This window comes from Tatumella sp. JGM91 (assembly GCF_018257575.1).
Classification (GTDB): domain Bacteria; phylum Pseudomonadota; class Gammaproteobacteria; order Enterobacterales; family Enterobacteriaceae; genus Tatumella; species Tatumella punctata.
Window position 1 is genome coordinate 170,825 of the sequence record NZ_JAERJP010000002.1, and the last position, 18,772, is coordinate 189,596.

The following is an 18,772-nucleotide window of genomic DNA, read 5'->3' on the forward strand; positions in this document are numbered from 1 at the left end:
TCTTAGTGACTCGTTGTCCGGGACATCTCTTCATTATCGTCAGCAGAAATATAGCAGACATGCGCTGAGAACATTCAGGATTTTATGCTGCCAGACCGACTAACCATTAATTTCTTTTATGATAATTAACAAAATTCACCCGCTATTATTACATAAGGGCACCCACAGATGCCCGCAGTGTGATGCGGTTTTTTCTCTGCCGCCACTCAAATCGCACGAAACAGCGTATTGTCCGCGCTGCATGGCAAAGATAGAAAGTGGCAGGGAATGGTCATTACTGCAGCTGGCAGTGATTGCACTGCTGATGCTTATCCTGATGCCATTAGCCTTCGGTCTGCCATTAATCCGTATTCACTTATTAGGGATGGAGATTAACGCCAGCCTGTTCGAAGGTATCTTTCAGATAGTTGCTCAGGGTGATGTACTGACCGCCGCGATGGTGACCTTCGGCGCGGCAGGTGCGCCTCTGACACTGGTTCTGGCGATACTTTATCTGGTTATCGGCCACTGGCTGGGAATGAACCTGCGGCCGGTACTGCTGATGCTGGATAAGCTAAAAGAATGGGTAATGCTGGATATCTACCTGGTCGGCATTGCGGTCGCGGCAATCAAAGTACAGGATTACGCGTCACTGGATGCCGGAAATGGTCTGCTGGCATTTATTACCCTGACAGTGCTCAGCCTGCTGGTACTGATTAACCTGAATGTCGGCAAATTATGGCAGGCCTTTTATCCGCAGCCCGTCACCGGGATCGCCGCAGATAAGATAATGATCTGTCTGCACTGTCACTTCAGCGGTCTGCCTGACAGCAGGGGCCGCTGCCGGCGTTGTCATGTGCCCTTGTCCCGGCGGATACCCGCCAGCCTGCAAAAAACATGGGCCGCACTGATAGCATCAGTGATGTTACTTATCCCGGCCAACCTATTACCGATATCCGTTATTTACCTGAACGGTGCCCGCCAGCAGGACACTATTTTCTCCGGTATTCTGTCCCTTGGTTCAGGCAACATTCCGGTGGCGATAGTGGTATTTATTGCCAGTATTCTGGTACCGTTCAGCAAAGTACTGATTATGCTGTCCCTGCTGCTAAGTATTCATTTCCGCTGTGTTCAGGGGCTGAAGACCAGAATCCGCTTGCTGCGTGCAATAAAGTGGATCGGCCGCTGGTCGATGCTGGATTTATTTGTTATTTCGCTGACGATGTCACTGGTTAACCGTGACCAGTTATTAGCTTTCACCATGGGACCGGCTGCATTCTATTTCGGTTCCGCCGTAATCCTGACGATACTCGCTGCCGAATGGCTGGACAGTCGTTTACTCTGGGATGCATATGCAACAGGAAACACCGAATATGCCGATTAGACCGGCGCTGACAAAAAAGCGCAAGATTTCCCCTTTCTGGCTGCTGCCACTGGTCGCGTTACTGATCACCGGCGGGTTACTGTGGCAAAATTACCAGCAACGGGGAACCACCATTACCATTAACTTTCAGACCGCCGACGGCATCGTCCCCGGGCGGACCCCTATCCGTTATCAGGGGGTACAAATCGGTACTGTTGAAGGCATTGTGCTGAGTGATGATTACCGGACCATCCGTATTAAAGCCAGTATCAAAAATGAGATGAAGCCGGCACTGCGTGAAAACACCCAGTTCTGGCTGGTGACACCTCAGGCCTCTCTGGCCGGTGTTTCAGGTCTTGATGCCCTGGTTGGCGGTAACTATATCTCCATGATGCCGGGCAACGGCAACCCGCAGGACAGCTTCACAGCTCTGGACTCTCAGCCAAAATATAACACCAACACGTCCGGGTTAATGTTGCACCTGAATGCACCGGATCTCGGCTCGCTTTCGACGGGCTCTCTGGTCTATTACCGCAAGGTTCCGGTCGGTAAAGTGTATAACTACAGTGTGAATAGTGATAACCGTGGTGTGGTTATCGATGTTTTAATCGAGCGCCGCTACAGTTATCTGGTCAAAAAAGACAGTCGTTTCTGGAATGTGTCTGGAATTGATGCCCGTTTCGGCGCCGGCGGGGTGAATATCCGGATGGACAGCCTGCCTGCAATCATTAACGGTGCTATTGCCTTTGATTCTCCGTCAGCCAGTCAGGCGGCGGTGTCTGATGAAAATTATACCCTGTACCCGACTCTGGCAGAAAGTCACCGCGGGGTAAGTATTGCCCTTGACCTGCCTGACGGTAATAACCTGAGCGCCGGATCCACTCCACTGCTGTATCAGGGACTACAGGTCGGTACCCTGACCCGGTTAAACCTGACTGACCCGCAACATGTCAGCGGTGAATTAACCATTGACCCTTCAGTAACCGAACTGATGCGCACGCAGACACGTATCGAATTACACCGTCCGAAAATCACTTCCGCTGACGCGTCTCTGAGCAGCCTGTTAACCGGAAATACGCTGCAACTGATCCCCGGCGCAGGTGAACCCCGCAACCGCTTCACGGTTTATCCGGCGACCCGAACACTGATGTATACCCCGGGCAGCCTGAATCTGCAGTTAACTGCCGATGACAGTTACGGTATTGCTGCGGGCCAGCCGGTGATCCTGAATGGTGTTACCATCGGTACCGTCTCTGAACGGGAGCTGACCACTAATGGCGTGCGCTTTGTTATTTCGATTGCCGCGAATTATCGTCAGTTCGTCCATGCCAACAGTAAGTTTGTGGCAGACAGTCAGATTCGGGTCAATGTCAGCCCGGACGGTGTGCAGATGGTCGGAGCCAGCCCCGGAGAGTGGTTACAGGGCGGGATCCGCTTAATTGCGGGAGATAAAGGTGATCCTGCGCCCCGTTATCCGTTATACGCCGATGCAGAAAAAGCAGCACAAGGCATTACCGGGGATACCCCTGTTGCGACCCTGAACCTGACTGCACAAACCCTGCCGGATATTCAGACCGGATCGGTTGTACTGTACCGCCGTTTTCAGGTCGGGGAAATTGTCGCTGTCACTCCTCATGCAAACAATTTCACGGTAGCGGTCCATATCAACCCTGCTTACCGTCAGCTGGTCACCAAAGATAGCGTGTTCTGGGCAGAAGGCGGGGCTAAAGTACAGCTTAATGCCAGTGGTATCACGGTGCAGGCAACCCCGCTTAACCGCGCACTGAAAGGTGCGATAAGTTTCGATAATGTACAGGGAGTTGAACACTCGCCGGGTCAGAACCGGGTTCTCTATCCGACCGAGACCGCAGCCAAAGCTATCGGTAGCCAGATCACCCTGCAGACCTATGATGCCAGTAAACTGTCTGCCGGTATGCCTATCCGCTATCTCGGGATTACTGTGGGGCAGATAGAGTCCCTGTCACTCAATGCCGCTAATAATCAGGTCCTTGCCAAAGCGGTGCTCTACCCGGAATACGTCAACGATTTTGCCCGTACCGGCAGCCGTTTTTCCATTATTTCACCGGAGATTTCACCTGCCGGGGTGAATCACCTTGAGTCTATCTTACAGCCATACGTTAACGTTGATCCAGGGAAAGGCACCGCCAGCCGCAGTTTTGAACTTCAGCAGGCAACAATCACCGATTCGCGTTATCTGAATGGCAGGACCCTGTATGTCGATGCTCCGGAAGCCGGTTCACTGACCATAGGTACTCCGGTTCTGTTCCGTGGTGTTGAAGTCGGTACCGTCACCGGAACTTCTCTGGGGGCTCTGGCTGACCGGGTACAAATCGCCCTGCGCATCAGTCAGCGTTACCAGTATCTGGTCAGGAACAACTCGGTATTCTGGCTGGCTTCAGGGTATTCACTGAACTTTGGCTTGATCGGCGGTGTAGTCAAAACCGGTACCTTCCAGCAATTTATCCGTGGCGGAATACAGTTTGCCACACCGCCGACAGTGCCTCTGGCTCCTGAAGCGGGTGCCGGTAAGCATTTCCTGTTACTTAATGAAGCGCCAAAAGACTGGCAGTCATGGGGCACCGCGATCTCCCGCTAAACCCGCACCACAGATAACGGGCAGCATCGCTGCCCGTTATCATGTTACAATAACTGACTATTTTCTAACGGTACCCCCCTGTGTCCGATTCATCTCTGTTTTTCCCTGAAGACTTTCTGTCACAAATGCAACAATTACTCCCTGACGGGCAGCAGTTTTCCGCGTTTAAAGCACTGTGCCACCAGCCACTGCGCCGGAGTATCCGGGTTAATACTCTTAAAATTTCGGTGGCGGACTTTCTGGCGCTGGTTGCTGACTATGACTGGCAACTGAGCCCGGTGCCCTGGTGTGAAGAAGGTTTCTGGATAAGCCGTACCGATGAATCACTGCCTCTCGGCAGCGTTGCAGAGCATTTGAACGGACTGTTTTATATTCAGGAAGCCAGCTCAATGCTGCCGGTGTCAGCACTTTTTGCCCACAGCATTGATCCCCGCTATGTAATGGATATGGCTGCTGCTCCCGGCTCTAAAACAACCCAGATTGCTGCCAGAATGCAGGACCAGGGCATGATACTGGCAAACGAATACTCAGCCAGCAGGGTAAAAGTACTGCATGCCAATATCAGTCGTTGCGGCGTCAGCCGTGCAGCCATTACCCATTTTGACGCTGCTGTATTTGGCCCGGCATTACCGGAGCAATTTGATGCAATCCTGCTGGATGCCCCCTGCTCCGGCGAAGGCGTTATCCGCAAAGATCCCCGGGCACTGAAAAACTGGAGCCTGTCGAGTTGCCGGCAGATTGCCGCTACTCAGCAGCAATTGCTGGAAAGTGCTTTCCATGCGCTGAAACCCGGCGGCACACTGGTATATTCGACCTGTACCCTTAACCGGCTGGAAAACCAGCAGGTGGTTAATCAGTTACTGGCCAGCTACCCGCAGGCAGTGGAAGTGATTGCTCTGAATACGCTGTTTGAGGGCGCGTCACAGGCGGCAACCCGCGAAGGTTACCTGCATGTTTTCCCGCAATATTTCGATAGTGAAGGATTTTTTGTCGCCTGTTTACGTAAAACAGACAGTATTCCCCCGCTTCCGGCCCCGACCTATAAAGTCGGCAAATTCCCTTTCAGTCCGTTACCCCGGAAACAGGTTCAGGAAGTACGCCAGCGGGCAAACGACGCCGGTCTGGACTGGCCGGAAAATTTGAAACTCTGGCAGCGGGATAAAGAAATCTGGTTATTCCCTGAAGAAGCTGAGTCATTATTTGGCCGGGTACGCTTTTCACGCATCGGCCTGAAGCTGGCTGAAACCTTTGCCAGGGGTTATCGCTGGCAGCATGAGGCCGTTATTGCACTGGCAGATCCCGGGCACGACACGGTTGTTCACCTGAGTGATGCGCAGGCAGAAGAGTGGTACCGTGGCCGTGATATCTACCCTTGTCAGCCGTTACCTGCCAGTGACATGCTGGTATTCCATCGTGGTCAGCCACTGGGACTGGCGAAAAAGGTCAGTAACCGGATAAAAAACAGCTACCCCCGTGAACTGGTAAAAGAAGGCCGTTTGTTCCGCTGACACGACTAAAAAAAAGACCGGACACAACTCCTGTGGCCGGTCGGGGGAAATGGCTCAGAGAGCCGTGCGCTAAAAACTGTGGTTATGCAATAACGTTGCTCTGTTAATAAGCATAGTCTGCTTTCCCCCGGTTTCCAGTGCCATTGGCTGATGCTGTCACCGCTATTTTCCGCACAAAGACTGCGCTTTGCTGATCAATGGTTGCAGGCTCATTTTCTGACCGGGATGATTTTTATCATCCGCCACCAGCGGAGCAATTGAGCTGCCCTGAGCCAGCCCGGCATTCACTTTTTGCTGTGCTGTTTTATTCAACGGGTAATTCATTAAGGTCGACGGATTAATGGCAAATAATGCGCCGTCCTTTTCACAGGTCAGCATAATTTCTTCACGGTTCAGGGGCCAGTGATCTTTGCCGGTTTCGAAACGACTGACGGTGATCACCTGAGTTGCCATAGCCTGACCACTGAGCAACAGCAGTAACAGGGAAGGAAATATTTTTTTCATGCAATATAAACCTTGTTTACACAATCATTGAATAACGGGAAAAATTCAGCCCGGCGATAAGGTTGCCAGCAGGCTGACCAGTCCGATGACGACCAGAGAGGTAATCAGCTCCAGTCTGGTCAGGCGAATAAATAACTGCCGACTGTCGTCGTTCGCCGCCTGTTTAAACTGTGGTACCAGCGTGTAGCGGTTATACAGCGCAATCGTCACCATCAGCATGACAAACAGCACTTTCAACATCAGCAGGCTCAGCCATAATGTGGGCTGCAGCGAAAAGCCGGCAATCGATAACGTATTAATAACACCGCTGAATAACGTAACCGCCACCGCCCAGTGACCATAACGGGAAAAACGCATCATGGACAGCAGGGCCTCCCGCTCACCGTATTCCCGTCCTGCCTGTTGCATCAGTCGCAGCAGCGGATACAAACCTCCGCACCAGAAAGCAGCTCCCAGCAGATGGACAGTCTGGCTCAGCTGCCCTGCGATACCGGCTATCCCGTCGTGCATCGCGGCATGTCCGGTCCCCGCCAGGCACAGTAGTTGAATCATACTGCTCAGCAATAATAATTTCCGGATGCGGGGCCCTGAGAACCTGATCAGCAGCAGAGTCAGTGCCGGAAGCAACATTTCCGCCCCCCAGGCCCGGCCAAAATGGGTAGCGGCCACAGCACGCCAGATGTCCGGCTGCGTAAACCCGTTTTGCTGCCCGCTCATCAATACTGTCTGGGCAGCAAATATTCCCAGCGCACTGACTAACGCAATGGCTGCACTCCACCACAAGGGGGTTTTCAGCAATGCCCCTAACTGTCCGGCGAATTTACCACGGGTCAGCAGCACCATATAGCCGAGTGTGCCGGAAAAAAATAACAGACTACTGAAATGGAAAAAACGCAGAAGTATGTAGCCGGTAACAATCACCTGTTACCTCGCCGCGGGAAAATAACCGTATCTGACATCGCGGCGACTATTGTCTGTCTGCCGCATCTCCTGTTCCGCAACACTCTGCTCTCCTGACACTGATAATAAGAACTGCCTGATTACATTAAGAATACGCCGCTAGTTAACCGGTGTCGAGTTTACGCCAGCTTAGCCCGGGGGTTGATCCGCAGAAGAGAAAGCATTATTTTGACGCTAAATATTCAGGAGCACCCGATGAGCTTTAACTTAGCCCTGCTGTCTGCAGAAGAAAAAGATAAGATTAATACGGATCTGGCTGCCTCCGGCGTCGCCTTTAAAGAACGTTATAATATGCCGGTAGTCGCTGAGATTGTTGAAAGAGAACAACCTGAAGCATTACGCGACTGGTTCCGCCAGCGACTGGGGACTTTTCGCCAGATCTCCCTGACCCTGTCACGTTTACCTTATGAACCTAAACAGAAAAACTGATGTTACGGGTTATTGATACAGAAACCTGTGGCCTGCAGGGCGGCATTGTCGAAATCGCCTCGGTGGATGTGACTGATGGCAGGATAGTCAATCCGATGAGTGATTTGGTCTGTCCCGACCGGCCTATCAGCCATCAGGCAATGGCAATTCATCGGATCACCCCGCAGATGGTTGCTGATCAGCCGCCGATTGAGCAGGTCATCTCCCGTTACCAGGGCAGCGACTGCTATGTGGCACATAATGCCAGTTTTGACCGCAGGGTACTTCCTGAAATGGGCGGCGAATGGCTGTGCACCCTGAAGATGGCACGCCAGTTATGGCCGGGGCGTAAATACAGTAACCAGGCGCTGCGCCATAGCCTTAAGCTGGACATTGAACCGCCACAGCACCTGCATGCTCACCGGGCATTGTATGACTGCTATGTGACCGCCGCACTGTTAATCCGGATTATGGAACAATCGGGCTGGGATCGCCCGCAGATGCTGGCAGTCTGCCAGCCGGCAGCCAGCGCTCAGGCCGATGATATTTTCCCTTTCGGAAAATACCGCGGACAACCTATTGCTTCAGTGGCGCGGAAGGACCCGGGTTATCTGCGCTGGATGCTGGATAATCTTACGGACTTACGCCCGGCATTACGCCAGGCACTCCGGCATTATCTGAAGGGTCAGCCCTGAATCTGAGCTGGCGGAAGCAGCCCTTCCGCCAGCCCGATAAGGAAGGCACTCTCCATCGCGATATCATGATAGGCTTTAAACCGTCCCGATTTCCCCCCGTGCCCGGCATCCATATCGGTCCATAACAGCAGCAAGTGATTATCGGTTTTCAGTTCCCGCAGCTTCGCGACCCACTTGGCCGGTTCCCAGTACTGTACCTGCGAATCATGTAAGCCAGTAGTTACCAGCATATGCGGATAAGCCGCAGGGCGGACATTATCATAAGGGCTATAACTGCGGATAACGGCATAGCTTTCGGCCTGCTGCGGATTACCCCACTCATCATATTCGCCGGTGGTTAACGGAATACTTTCATCCAGCATGGTCGTCAGCACATCAACAAAAGGTACCTGTGCCACAATTCCGTGATACAGTCCGGCAGCCTGATTAACTATCGCTCCCATCAGTAAGCCACCGGCACTGCCGCCCATGGCATAGCATTGTTGCGGGTTACCATAACCCCGCGCCAGTAACTGGCGGGTTGACTGGATAAAGTCACTGAAGCTGTGCTGTTTATTTGCCAGCCGTCCGCCGTCGTACCACGCCTGCCCCAGCTCGCCACCACCACGAATATGCACCAGTGCATAGACAAATCCTCTGTCCAGCAGACTGAGACGACTGCTGCTAAAGTCTGCATCCATACTGCTGCCATACGCACCGTAACCGTAGACCAGTAAAGGATTTTCCGCCGGACGGAACAGGTCTTTTCGGTAGACCAGGGATACGGGTACCTCACAGCCATCATCCATTGTCAGCCATAAATACTCACTATGGTATTTCCCGGCACTGAAACCTTTTACCGTGCTTTGCTTCAGAATCTGACGTTCACCGCTGTCCAGATCAAGCTGGAAGGTGGTTGCCGGGGTGGTCATGGATGAATAACCGTAACGTAATTCTGAAGTGTCCGGCGACGGGTTATAGCCCAGCCAGGTCACGTACGTCGGATCATCAAAGCGGATCAGCCGTTGTTCATCACGGAAACGATGATACTGAGACAAACAGCTCAGGCCGTTTTCCCGCTCTTCCGTCACCAGCCAGTCCCGGAATACCTGAAAGTCCTCCAGTACCCGCTGCTCTCTGACGGGGATGACCGTCTGCCAGTGCCTTTCTTCCGGCAGGGATTCTGCGGTGCGGTACAGGCCGAAATTAATCCCTTCGGCGTTGGATCGGATATAAAACTGCTGCTGATAGTGGTCCAGATCATATTCATGATCTTCCCGCCGCGGCAAAAAACATTCGGGCGCGGACTGAGGCTCACTGGCATTCACCAGCCAGACCTCGGTGCTGGTGGTACTGTCGATAATAATTTCGATAAAGTCTTCCGAGGTGGTTTTCCCCAGACTGACATAGAAGCTGTCATCATTTTCCTGATACACCAGCTGGTCCTGGTCGACCGCTGTTCCCGCAATATGTCGCCAGACCTGCCAGGGCAACAGAGTATCCGGATCCTGACGGACATAGAACAGAGTTCTGCCATCATTCGCCCATACCAGCGAAGGAGAAACGCCGGTCAGGACTTCCGGAAACCAGTGGTTATCCGCTAATGAGTACAGACGTATCTCATATTGTCGCCGTGATAAAAAATCTTCCGCGACCGCCATCAGACGATTATCCGTGGTGATATCCAGGGCTCCGAGACTATAGTACGGATGCTGCTCTGCTCTTTTGTTACAGTCAATCAGGCATTCCCACTGTGGATCTGCGGATCCGTTTTGCCGGGCGCGGAACCATGCCGGGTACTCTCCTCCGGCAGCAAAACGCTGCTGATAGAGAAAACCGTTTTTCAGATAAGGGACCGAATGATCTTTCGGCGGGATACGGGCCACCATTTCCTGGTATAACCTTTTTTCCAGGTCTTTCACCGCGGATAATTGTTGCTGGCAGTAATCATTTTCCTGACGCAGATAGTCAAGGACTTCCGGACGGGAACGCTCATCATCCCTCAGCCAGTAGTAATTATCTGTTCTGGTTTCACCATGCAGTGTCATTGTATGGGGATGTTTTGCTGCTTTTGGGATTGTCATTGTCTCTGTCCTGAAAAAATTAAGACCTGCCAGCCGGAGGAATACGTTCACCGCAAGGAAGAATCTGACCCTGTCATCGTCTGCCCTGCCGTCTGTGAAGCAGACTTTACCATTATAAAAAAGAAATCGCCTGCTAATGCCTGCGCAATCGTTTTCCTTTATACTGTGCGGCAGTTTTTGTTCAGGAATCAACGGGTGAAAAGAATGGTAACTCTCGGAACAGCACTGCGTCCGTCAGCAACACGTGTCATGTTATTAGGCTCAGGTGAACTGGGGAAAGAAGTTGCTGTGGAATGTCAGCGGCTGGGTGTGGAAGTGATCGCCGTAGACCGCTACGCCGATGCTCCGGCGATGCATGTGGCCCACCGCAGCTATGTGATCAATATGCTGGATGGTGATGCGCTGGCAGAAGTTATCGCCAGGGAAAAACCTGATTTTGTGGTGCCGGAAATCGAAGCGATTGCTACAGATAAATTACTCGAGCTTGAACAACAAGGTGTGCATGTGGTGCCGACTGCACGTGCAGCAAAACTGACCATGAACCGTGAGGGCATTCGCCGGCTGGCTGCAGAAGAACTGGCACTGCCAACCTCAGCTTATCGTTTCGCTGACAGTAAAGAGACGTTTTTTGCTGCCGCCCATGACATCGGATTCCCCTGTATCGTTAAACCGGTGATGAGCTCTTCAGGTAAAGGTCAGAGCTTTATCCGTACCCCGGACCAACTGGAACAAGCCTGGCAATACGCCCAGCAAGGTGGCCGTGCAGGGGCCGGAAAGGTGATTGTTGAAGCCGTGGTTAACTTCGATTTTGAGATCACTCTGCTGACGGTCCATGCCGCGGATGGTATTCATTTTTGTGCGCCGATCGGCCATCGCCAGCAAGACGGTGATTACCGTGAATCCTGGCAGCCACGGGCCATGAGCCCGCTGGCCCTGGAACGTGCTCAGCAAATCTCAGCGTCAGTTGTCAGGGCCCTCGGAGGATTCGGGCTGTTTGGCGTCGAGCTGTTTGTCTGCGGCGATGACATCATTTTCAGCGAAGTCTCACCACGCCCCCATGATACGGGTATGGTCACCCTGATTTCACAGGACCTGTCGGAATTTGCTCTGCATGTCCGTGCCTTCCTCGGTTTACCAATCGGCGGGATCCGTCAGTATGGCCCGTCAGCTTCTGCGGTTATCCTGCCGGAACTGGACAGCCGGGATATCCGTTTTGTGAATGCGGACCAGGCACTGGGTGCCGGTCTGCAGCTGCGTTTATTTGGCAAACCCGCCATTGAAGGCCGCCGCCGGCTGGGTGTGGCTTTAGCTACCGGAGATACCACCGAACAAGCGGTTGCCCGCGCTATCGCAGCCGCAGAAAAAGTATCAGTCAGTGGTTAATTAACCGACTGCCGCCTGTCCCCCGCAGCCCGGGGGACTTATCATTGTCAGCATCTTTACCTCCCCCGACTGCCGTCGTCTCTCCTTTTAGCCTGAAAATGTTTGCTGAGTACTGCTGTTAGCGGGACATCCGGAAGGTTACGGATCAAAAACGCTGCCCTCAGGCAGCGTTGATCAGTCTCTTCGTTCAATAACGACGGTCAGTGTTCAGACCTGTTGTCAGAAATGCACATTGGCGGTCAGCATCCAGGTACGTGGTGTGCCCGGCGTATAGCGATAGCCACTGCGGTTAAGTGCAGCAATATATTTTTTATTAAACATATTGTAGACATTCAGCTGTAAATCGAGGGTCGGATTCACCCGCCACGTCGCCATAGAGTCGGCAACCCAGTAATGATCAACCGATGAAGGTGTGCCTGACGCACCGTCTTTAATTTTATGCATACTGCCCGTGTAACGTGCACCTAAACCAACTGTCACGTCATCGGTCACATCCCAGGTCGCCCAGGAGGTAAAGGCATGACGCGGGGTGAACGGAATATAGCTGGAGCCGTCATTGGTTGCCGAGGTTTTGTCGGTACGGGTGTTCTGCAATGTATAACCGGCCATCAGATGAATATTGTCCGTAATATCCCCTGCGGCAGTCAGTTCATAACCCTGAACCCGTTTGGAACCAATCTGCTGGTACTGATTAGTAGTTGTATCCAGCTCCGCGTCATTTTTAATCGTGGTTCTGAATAGTGCAGCACTGAGTAACAGTTTTTTATTCAGTAACGACCATTTGGTGCCCAGTTCTGATGTTTCTGCACGCTCTGGTTTGAAGTTAATGTTTTCACCGCTGCGTGACGTCCTGTCGGTACTGTCGCTGGTCAGTTTGAAATCAGTGCCGCCCGGAGGCTGCTGAGATACACCGTAGTTAACGTACAGGTTACCTTCTTTGGTCAGATGATACAGAGCTCCGGCTTTCCAGTTGACCAGGTTACCTGAGTGGCTGAGATCCGTATGGCCGGTGGCACTGTCCCCGGTATAATGTGTTTTGTAGCTGTCGAGGCGCAAGCCGCCATTAAACTCAATACGCTGCGTCAGCTTAAGAGTGTCAAACGCATAAACACCGAGGGTATTGGTGCGGGCTTTTGAACCATAACCGGTGGCAGAACTGACTGCCGTATCCGCATCAGGATTCAGCAGGTTAACGCTGTTCGCCGCAAAGGCGTAAGGGTAGGAAACATAATCTTCCCGGGTCAGTTCCAGCCCGGTGCTGATATTATGTTGCATCCCGAAGGTATCGAATTTTGTCGTCAGGTTAGTCTGGTTAGTCAGAATTTTATTGACCGTATTGCTTGAGTTCATCAGGCGTGAACCATAAACATTACCGTCAGTTTCGGTGATAGTCCGGCCCAGCACCGCAGAAAGCAGATAACGCTGACGAATTTCAGACCAGCGGGTGGTATTTCGCAACGTTGTGCGGTCGTTAAAGTCGTGCTCCAGCCGGGAGGTGAAAGTATCGATCATATCGTGTTCATAATCTGAATCGGTACCGTAAAATGTACTGCGTGATACTGGTCCGGAATTGTTCAGTATGCTGTTGGTACTGCTGTAGCCCGGTAAGCCGACCGTATACACCCCGCCATCCGGAGTGTTGTCTTGCTGTTCATGGAAGTAATCAAGATACCAGCGGGTTTTGGTACCTAAACCGAAGGCCAGTGAAGGCGCGATACCGAATTTCTGGTGGTTAATATGGTCGCGATCTTTTGTATTGCCTTTATCACCCATCACATTAACACGGAAAGCCGCGGTATCGCTCAGCATCTGGTTATAATCCAGGGTAGCCCGCCGTTCAGAGGCACTGCCATAGCCGAGAGATCCATCCACCCCGGTATAAAGCTCCGGTTGTTTACTGACCATATTAATCGAGCCGGAAGGTGCAGTACGTCCGTAATCTGAGCCCGATGGCCCTTTAATCACTTCAATACTCTGGGTATTAAAGGTATCACGGGTGATACTTCCGATATCACGGATACCATCGCTATAAATACTGCCGGAAGTATCAATACCACGCATCATAATGGCATCCCCCATATTGGTGCTGCCATTCTCACCAGAGAAGAATGCACCGACTCCAGGGGAATTTTTCAGGGCCTCTGTCAGTGTGGTCGCCTGCTGTTCCTGCAATACTTTTTCCGGAATAATGGTCACGGTGCGGGTGGTATCAGCCAGCGGTGCCGTAAATTTAGGATCGGAAAGACCGGATGGCAGGTAGAGTGACGGTAAGCTGCTGCCTGTCACGACCAGAGTATTGTCACCGGCCGCTTTTTTACTGCCGGCTGCAGGCGCTGTTTTCGCTGCCGCAGCGGAATCTGTCGCTGCCGGGGTAACCTGTGCCTGCGCAACACCAGAAGCCGCGCAAAGACCGGCAAATACACTTAATGTACCGAGGGTTTTAAAAGCAGGTGAAATATTTTTTTTACTGTTCACTGATGATCCGCAATTACATGAAATGATTGTGATAATCATTTTCATTAATATTACATTAATATGTAAGGCCTGATTTACATTTACTTTCATTTCCTTAACTAAAGACATAAATAAAATCGCCGCAACACGGAACTTTTCACGACAGGCTGAAATTTATAGATAAAAATCAGGACACTGATTGCCTGAAAGCACTCGCCCTGCCCCCGGATAAATCACCGGTTGCCGGTTAGCCCTGTAAATCCGTGGTTCGATCAAAAACGGCCTGCAAAGCAGGCCGTTTCAGTTCAGATTCCGACAATCAGGAAATATTATTCAAATTCATTCCATGAACGACCATCGCGGGTGATCATGGCAACCGAAGCCACAGGCCCCCATGTACCGGCCTGGTATGGCTTAGCCCCATCGCCATCGGCTGCCCAGGCGTTAATGATCGAGTCAACCCATGTCCAGGCCGCCTCAACTTCATCCCGGCGGACAAACAGTGCCTGAATACCGCGCATCGTTTCCAGCAGCAGTCGTTCGTAGGCATCCGCCAGATGAGACTCATTAAACGTTTCAGAGAAACTGAGGTCCAGTTCAGTAGTCTGCAGTTTATGTTTATGATCCAGGCCCGGCACTTTGTTCAGAATTTCAATTGCCACCCCTTCATCCGGTTGCAGACGAATAGTCAGCTTATTCTGTGGTAACTCAGAGTAGGAATCTTTAAACAGGTTTAGCTCAGGGTTCTTAAAGTAAACCACAACTTCTGAACATTTCGACGGTAAGCGTTTACCGGTTCTCAGATAGAAAGGTACGCCAGCCCAGCGCCAGTTATCGATATCCACACGGATAGAGACAAAAGTTTCGGTAGTGCTGGTTTTATTCGCCCCTTCCTCTTCCAGATAACCCGGTACTTTTTTGCCCTGAACAAAGCCGGCGGTATACTGCCCGCGGACCGTTTTGTCACGGACATTGGTCTGGTCAATACGGCGTAATGAACGCAGAACTTTGACTTTCTCGTCACGAATACTGTCGGCGCTTAAATCTGACGGCGGGGACATCGCAATCATCGTCAGGATCTGCAGCAGGTGGTTCTGGATCATATCGCGCATCTGACCGGCTTTATCAAAATAGCCCCAGCGCCCTTCAATACCGACTTCTTCAGCCACGGTAATCTGCACGTGGTCGATGGTACGGTTATCCCAGTTATTCACGAAAATGGAGTTAGCAAAGCGCAATGCCAGCAGATTAAGGACCGTTTCTTTCCCCAGATAATGGTCAATACGGAATACCTGGCTTTCGTCAAAGTACTCACCGACACTGTCATTAATCTCACGGGATGTTTCCAGAGAAGTACCTAACGGTTTCTCCATAACCACCCGCGCAGGTTTAGCGTTCAGCCTGGCCTGCCCCAGCCCTTTACAGATAGCACCGAATGTATTCGGGGGCATGGCGAAATAGTTAATGGTGGTCCGCTTTTTCTGGTCGAGCATTTTGCCCAGACGGCTGAAGCTGCCGCTGTCGTTTACATCCAGATTACAAAAATCGAGGCGGCTGCTGAGTTTTTCCCACAGCGCTTCATCGATTTTCTCTTTCATAAAGGTTTCGAGGGCTTCACGAACAACCTTGGTATAGGCTGCTTTATCCCATTCCGCCCGTCCGACACCAATAATGCGGGACTCTTCATGGATCTGTCCGGCCTTTTCCAGTTGATACAGGGAAGGCAACAATTTGCGGCGGGCGAGATCGCCTTTGGCACCGAAAATGACCAGATCACATGCCTGGGCCTGATGGGTTACCGACATTTTATTCTCCTCGTTGCAGAATTACCGCCACTGTCTGCTGACATTGTCGGACTCTTTCATTATTCAATTACGTTACACTGTACTTCTTTCATATCACCAGGTAAATACGCGCTTAATCCCTGATGTTTCAATGTGTTCTGTGATTAAGGCCGTTAAATGGCCCGGGCTGGCCGGATGTCAGTCATATTATTTATAGTACAACCACCAGCACTGCTAATCCGTAAGCCTGATAGTAACATTATCAGACGGTTTTTACTGTCCCGCAACGCGGGTTATCACCTCTGGAAATAATAGCCGCTGGCTTTCGTCCGCAGACCGGTTAGCCCGTCCGCCGGCAGTATGCGGGGCTGCATGACAGAAAAAATTAATTCACTATAAGTTGTACCGTATCAAAGACCGGCTAATCAAATAGCGTTGAGATAATAACAGCTCACACACCGCTTGCTTTAACAAAATGACAACAGTTTAGCTCGAAACGAATAACCCGAATCAGCTAGAATACCGGCGAATATCCTGCTGCGGAACATCACTCCGCAGCTTTTTTGTTAACGGAGTCCTTCATGTCAAGACGTCTCAGAAGAACCAAAATTGTTACCACCCTGGGCCCGGCGACCGATCGCGATAATAATCTCGAAAAAATTATTGCTGCCGGCGCCAATGTGGTTCGCCTTAATTTCTCCCACGGCAGCGCAGAAGACCATCAGGCCAGGGCGGTGAAAGTCAGGGAGATTGCGCAAAAGCTGGGGCGTCATGTAGCCATCCTTGGCGATTTACAAGGCCCGAAAATCAGGGTGTCGACCTTCAAAGAAGGAAAGGTCTTTCTGAATACAGGCGATGCTTTCCTGCTGGATGCCAGCCTGGAAAAAGGTGAAGGCGATAAGGATAAAGTCGGTATCGATTACAAAGGATTGCCCCGTGATGTTGTTCCCGGTGACATCCTGTTACTGGATGACGGGCGGGTACAATTAAAAGTGCTGCGGATTAACGAATATCAGGTATTTACCGAAGTCACTGTCGGTGGCCCCCTGTCGAATAACAAAGGCATTAACAAACTGGGCGGTGGTTTATCGGCGGCGGCCTTAACAGAAAAAGATAAAGCAGATATCCGCACGGCAGCCAGTATCGGTGTCGACTATCTGGCAGTCTCTTTTCCCCGTGTCGGTGCTGATCTGCATTACGCCCGTAAACTGGCGCAGGACGCTGGCTGTAATGCACAGATAGTCGCCAAGGTGGAACGTGCCGAAGCTGTCGCTTCCGAAGCAGCAATGGACGACATTATCCTTGCCTGTGATGCGGTGATGGTCGCACGGGGCGATTTAGGGGTTGAAATTGGTGACCCTGAACTGGTCGGTATCCAGAAAACGCTGATCCGCAGGGCACGTCGCCTTAATCGTACGGTGATCACTGCAACCCAGATGATGGAATCAATGATTACTAACCCGATGCCGACCCGCGCAGAAGTTATGGACGTTGCTAACGCGGTGCTGGATGGGACCGATGCGGTCATGCTGTCTGCGGAAACCGCCGCCGGACAATATCCTGCTGAAACCGTCAGCGCGATGGCCAGAGTGTGCCTTGGAGCTGAGAAAATTTCGGGGGCTGAGGCTTCGGAACCGCGCCCTGATATGCAGTTTGATAATATCGAAGAAGCGATCGCTATGTCGGCAATGTATGCAGCGAACCGGTTGCAGGGTGTCACTGCCATAATCGCCATGACTGAGTCTGGCCGGACAGCATTAATGACATCAAGGATCACATCCGGATTGCCGATTTTCGCCATGTCCCGCCATCCTAAAACACTCAGCCTAACGGCCCTGTACCGCGGCGTGACGCCGGTGGCGTTTAAGAGTTACACGGACGGTGTGGCTGCAGCTCATGATGCCGTCGCCCTGTTGCGTGACCAGGGGTACCTGATGTCCGGAGACCTGGTAGTGGTGACTCAGGGCGATGTTATGGGGGCCAGCGGAACAACGAATACCAGCCGTGTATTGCGGGTGGAATAGATAACGGAGGTTCCACGGCAGATCACCGCCCGTGGAACCCGCCCATCGTTATTGTACTGGCAGCTCAGAGATCTTTACGTGCATATGGCTCCGTATCTCCTTCACGGCGGGTTTTTAATAATTTCAGTATCCAGGTGTACTGCTCGGGGTGAGGCCGGACAAAAACTTCCACTTCTTCATTCATTCGTCTGGCCAGCGTTTTATCATCGGCCTGTTCCAAATCTGCCATCGGCGGACGCACATAAATATCCAGCTGATGTGTTTTACCATTATACACCGGAAACAGGGGAACCACCTTCGCGCGACAGACTTTCATCAGACGGCCAATCGCCGGTAATGTCGCTTTATAGGTAGCGAAAAAGTCCACGAACTCACTGTGTTCCGCACCATGATCCTGGTCGGGTAAATAATATCCCCAGTAGCCCTGACGAACCGAACTGATAAACGGTTTGATTCCGTCATTGCGGGCATGCATCCGCCCGCCGTACACACGCCGCAGACGGTTCCAGAGATAATCCATCAGCGGGTTCTTCTGGTTATGGAACATTGCCGCCATTTTCTGCCCTTCTGAAGCCAGCAACATCGCCGGGATATCAACTCCCCAGCCATGAGGAACCAGAAAAATCACATTCTGTTGCTGATCCTGAAGTTGCCGGATAATCTCACGCCCGTGCCATACCACCCGCTGACTGACCGCCTGTGGTTTTCTGATCGCCAGCTCCGCCATCATCACCATTGCCCGGGGTGCCGTGGCAAACATATTATCGATAATTTGTTCCCGCGCCTGCTCCGATAACTCAGGCAGACAGTAATATAAATTTATCCGCGCACGGCGACGGGCACTTTTTGCCAGCCGCCCGACCCGGGTACCGAGCGCCCCCAGTAACGGATCACGGACAGATACCGGTAGCAGTGCCATCACGGCCATCGCGCCGATAGCAATCCAGTCACCCCAGTATTTTGGTTTCAGGAATGACATCTTAAACTGCGGAATAAACTCAATATTGTTCTTTCTTTCACTCTTCATGCA

13 protein-coding genes are annotated in these 18,772 nt (G+C 51.9%); 7 read left to right on the forward strand and 6 right to left on the reverse strand.

The window, feature by feature from the left end; genetic code table 11:
* Nucleotides 1-118: 118 nt before the first annotated feature.
* The 3 genes from yebS to rsmF all read left to right on the forward strand — a co-directional run bounded on the left by yebS (nucleotide 119) and on the right by rsmF (nucleotide 5,467).
* Nucleotides 119-1,363, forward strand: a complete 1,245-nt coding sequence (gene yebS / locus JK198_RS02350; protein ID WP_212708251.1) for a paraquat-inducible protein A — start codon at nucleotides 119-121, stop codon at nucleotides 1,361-1,363.
* Complete coding sequence (locus JK198_RS02355) at nucleotides 1,332-3,959, forward strand: MlaD family protein (protein ID WP_212708250.1); 2,628 nt, start codon at nucleotides 1,332-1,334, stop codon at nucleotides 3,957-3,959. The genes yebS and JK198_RS02355 overlap by 32 nt, the downstream gene beginning before the upstream one ends.
* Nucleotides 3,960-4,039: 80 nt before the next feature.
* Nucleotides 4,040-5,467 (forward strand): 16S rRNA (cytosine(1407)-C(5))-methyltransferase RsmF, encoded by a 1,428-nt coding sequence (rsmF, locus tag JK198_RS02360; protein ID WP_212708249.1) that lies wholly within the window; start codon nucleotides 4,040-4,042, stop codon nucleotides 5,465-5,467.
* 162 nt (nucleotides 5,468-5,629) lie between these two features.
* Here the strand turns inward: rsmF and JK198_RS02365 are convergent, their stop codons facing one another.
* A complete protein-coding gene (locus JK198_RS02365) occupies nucleotides 5,630-5,971 on the reverse strand; it encodes a DUF2511 domain-containing protein (protein ID WP_212708248.1) in 342 nt (113 codons plus the stop codon).
* Nucleotides 5,972-6,016: 45 nt separating this feature from the next.
* Entirely contained in the window at nucleotides 6,017-6,892 is an 876-nt protein-coding gene (gene copD, locus JK198_RS02370; RefSeq protein WP_212708247.1) for a copper homeostasis membrane protein CopD, read from the reverse strand.
* A gap of 234 nt (nucleotides 6,893-7,126) precedes the next feature.
* Here copD and JK198_RS02375 point away from each other — a divergent pair, with 234 nt between their 5' ends.
* On the forward strand, nucleotides 7,127-7,360 hold the full coding sequence (locus tag JK198_RS02375) for a DNA polymerase III subunit theta (protein ID WP_212710230.1): 234 nt from the start codon (nucleotides 7,127-7,129) through the stop codon (nucleotides 7,358-7,360).
* A complete protein-coding gene (exoX, locus tag JK198_RS02380) occupies nucleotides 7,360-8,034 on the forward strand; it encodes an exodeoxyribonuclease X (RefSeq protein ID WP_212708245.1) in 675 nt (224 codons plus the stop codon). The genes JK198_RS02375 and exoX overlap by 1 nt, the downstream gene beginning before the upstream one ends.
* Here exoX and JK198_RS02385 read toward each other — a convergent pair.
* A complete protein-coding gene (locus tag JK198_RS02385) occupies nucleotides 8,025-10,097 on the reverse strand; it encodes a prolyl oligopeptidase family serine peptidase (protein ID WP_212710231.1) in 2,073 nt (690 codons plus the stop codon). The two genes, exoX and JK198_RS02385, sit on opposite strands and share 10 nt — an antisense overlap.
* 204 nt (nucleotides 10,098-10,301) lie before the next feature.
* Between JK198_RS02385 and purT the strand changes: the two genes are divergently transcribed.
* Nucleotides 10,302-11,480, forward strand: a complete 1,179-nt coding sequence (gene purT, locus JK198_RS02390; RefSeq protein ID WP_212708299.1) for a formate-dependent phosphoribosylglycinamide formyltransferase — start codon at nucleotides 10,302-10,304, stop codon at nucleotides 11,478-11,480.
* Nucleotides 11,481-11,699: 219 nt separating this feature from the next.
* Here the strand turns inward: purT and JK198_RS02395 are convergent, their stop codons facing one another.
* Nucleotides 11,700-13,994 (reverse strand): catecholate siderophore receptor Fiu, encoded by a 2,295-nt coding sequence (locus tag JK198_RS02395; RefSeq protein WP_212708243.1) that lies wholly within the window; start codon nucleotides 13,992-13,994, stop codon nucleotides 11,700-11,702.
* Nucleotides 13,995-14,263: 269 nt separating this feature from the next.
* The gene (gene zwf, locus JK198_RS02400) at nucleotides 14,264-15,739 is read right to left on the reverse strand and encodes a glucose-6-phosphate dehydrogenase (RefSeq protein WP_212708242.1); all 1,476 of its coding nucleotides are present in this window, start codon (nucleotides 15,737-15,739) and stop codon (nucleotides 14,264-14,266) included.
* 560 nt (nucleotides 15,740-16,299) lie between these two features.
* Between zwf and pyk the strand changes: the two genes are divergently transcribed.
* Nucleotides 16,300-17,742, forward strand: a complete 1,443-nt coding sequence (gene pyk, locus JK198_RS02405) for a pyruvate kinase (protein ID WP_212710232.1) — start codon at nucleotides 16,300-16,302, stop codon at nucleotides 17,740-17,742.
* A gap of 64 nt (nucleotides 17,743-17,806) precedes the next feature.
* On the opposite strand, the gene lpxM is transcribed toward pyk, so the two are convergent.
* Nucleotides 17,807-18,769 carry a lauroyl-Kdo(2)-lipid IV(A) myristoyltransferase gene (gene lpxM / locus JK198_RS02410; protein ID WP_212709253.1) on the reverse strand — a complete coding sequence of 321 codons (963 nt, stop codon included), beginning with the start codon at nucleotides 18,767-18,769 and terminating at the stop codon, nucleotides 17,807-17,809.
* Between the last annotated feature and the right edge of the window lie 3 nt (nucleotides 18,770-18,772).

Bases quoted from the DNA above. Each gene is read 5' to 3' on its own strand.
- zwf (WP_212708242.1), bottom strand. From the start codon at position 15,739: ATGTCGGTAACCCATCAGGCCCAGGCATGTGATCTGGTCATTTTCGGT.
- JK198_RS02375 (WP_212710230.1), top strand. From the start codon at position 7,127: ATGAGCTTTAACTTAGCCCTGCTGTCTGCAGAAGAAAAAGATAAGATT.
- pyk (WP_212710232.1), top strand. From the start codon at position 16,300: ATGTCAAGACGTCTCAGAAGAACCAAAATTGTTACCACCCTGGGCCCG.
- lpxM (WP_212709253.1), bottom strand. From the start codon at position 18,769: ATGAAGAGTGAAAGAAAGAACAATATTGAGTTTATTCCGCAGTTTAAG.
- JK198_RS02365 (WP_212708248.1), bottom strand. From the start codon at position 5,971: ATGAAAAAAATATTTCCTTCCCTGTTACTGCTGTTGCTCAGTGGTCAG.
- purT (WP_212708299.1), top strand. From the start codon at position 10,302: ATGGTAACTCTCGGAACAGCACTGCGTCCGTCAGCAACACGTGTCATG.
- JK198_RS02385 (WP_212710231.1), bottom strand. From the start codon at position 10,097: ATGACAATCCCAAAAGCAGCAAAACATCCCCATACAATGACACTGCAT.
- JK198_RS02355 (WP_212708250.1), top strand. From the start codon at position 1,332: ATGCAACAGGAAACACCGAATATGCCGATTAGACCGGCGCTGACAAAA.
- JK198_RS02395 (WP_212708243.1), bottom strand. From the start codon at position 13,994: ATGATTATCACAATCATTTCATGTAATTGCGGATCATCAGTGAACAGT.
- exoX (WP_212708245.1), top strand. From the start codon at position 7,360: ATGTTACGGGTTATTGATACAGAAACCTGTGGCCTGCAGGGCGGCATT.
- yebS (WP_212708251.1), top strand. From the start codon at position 119: ATGATAATTAACAAAATTCACCCGCTATTATTACATAAGGGCACCCAC.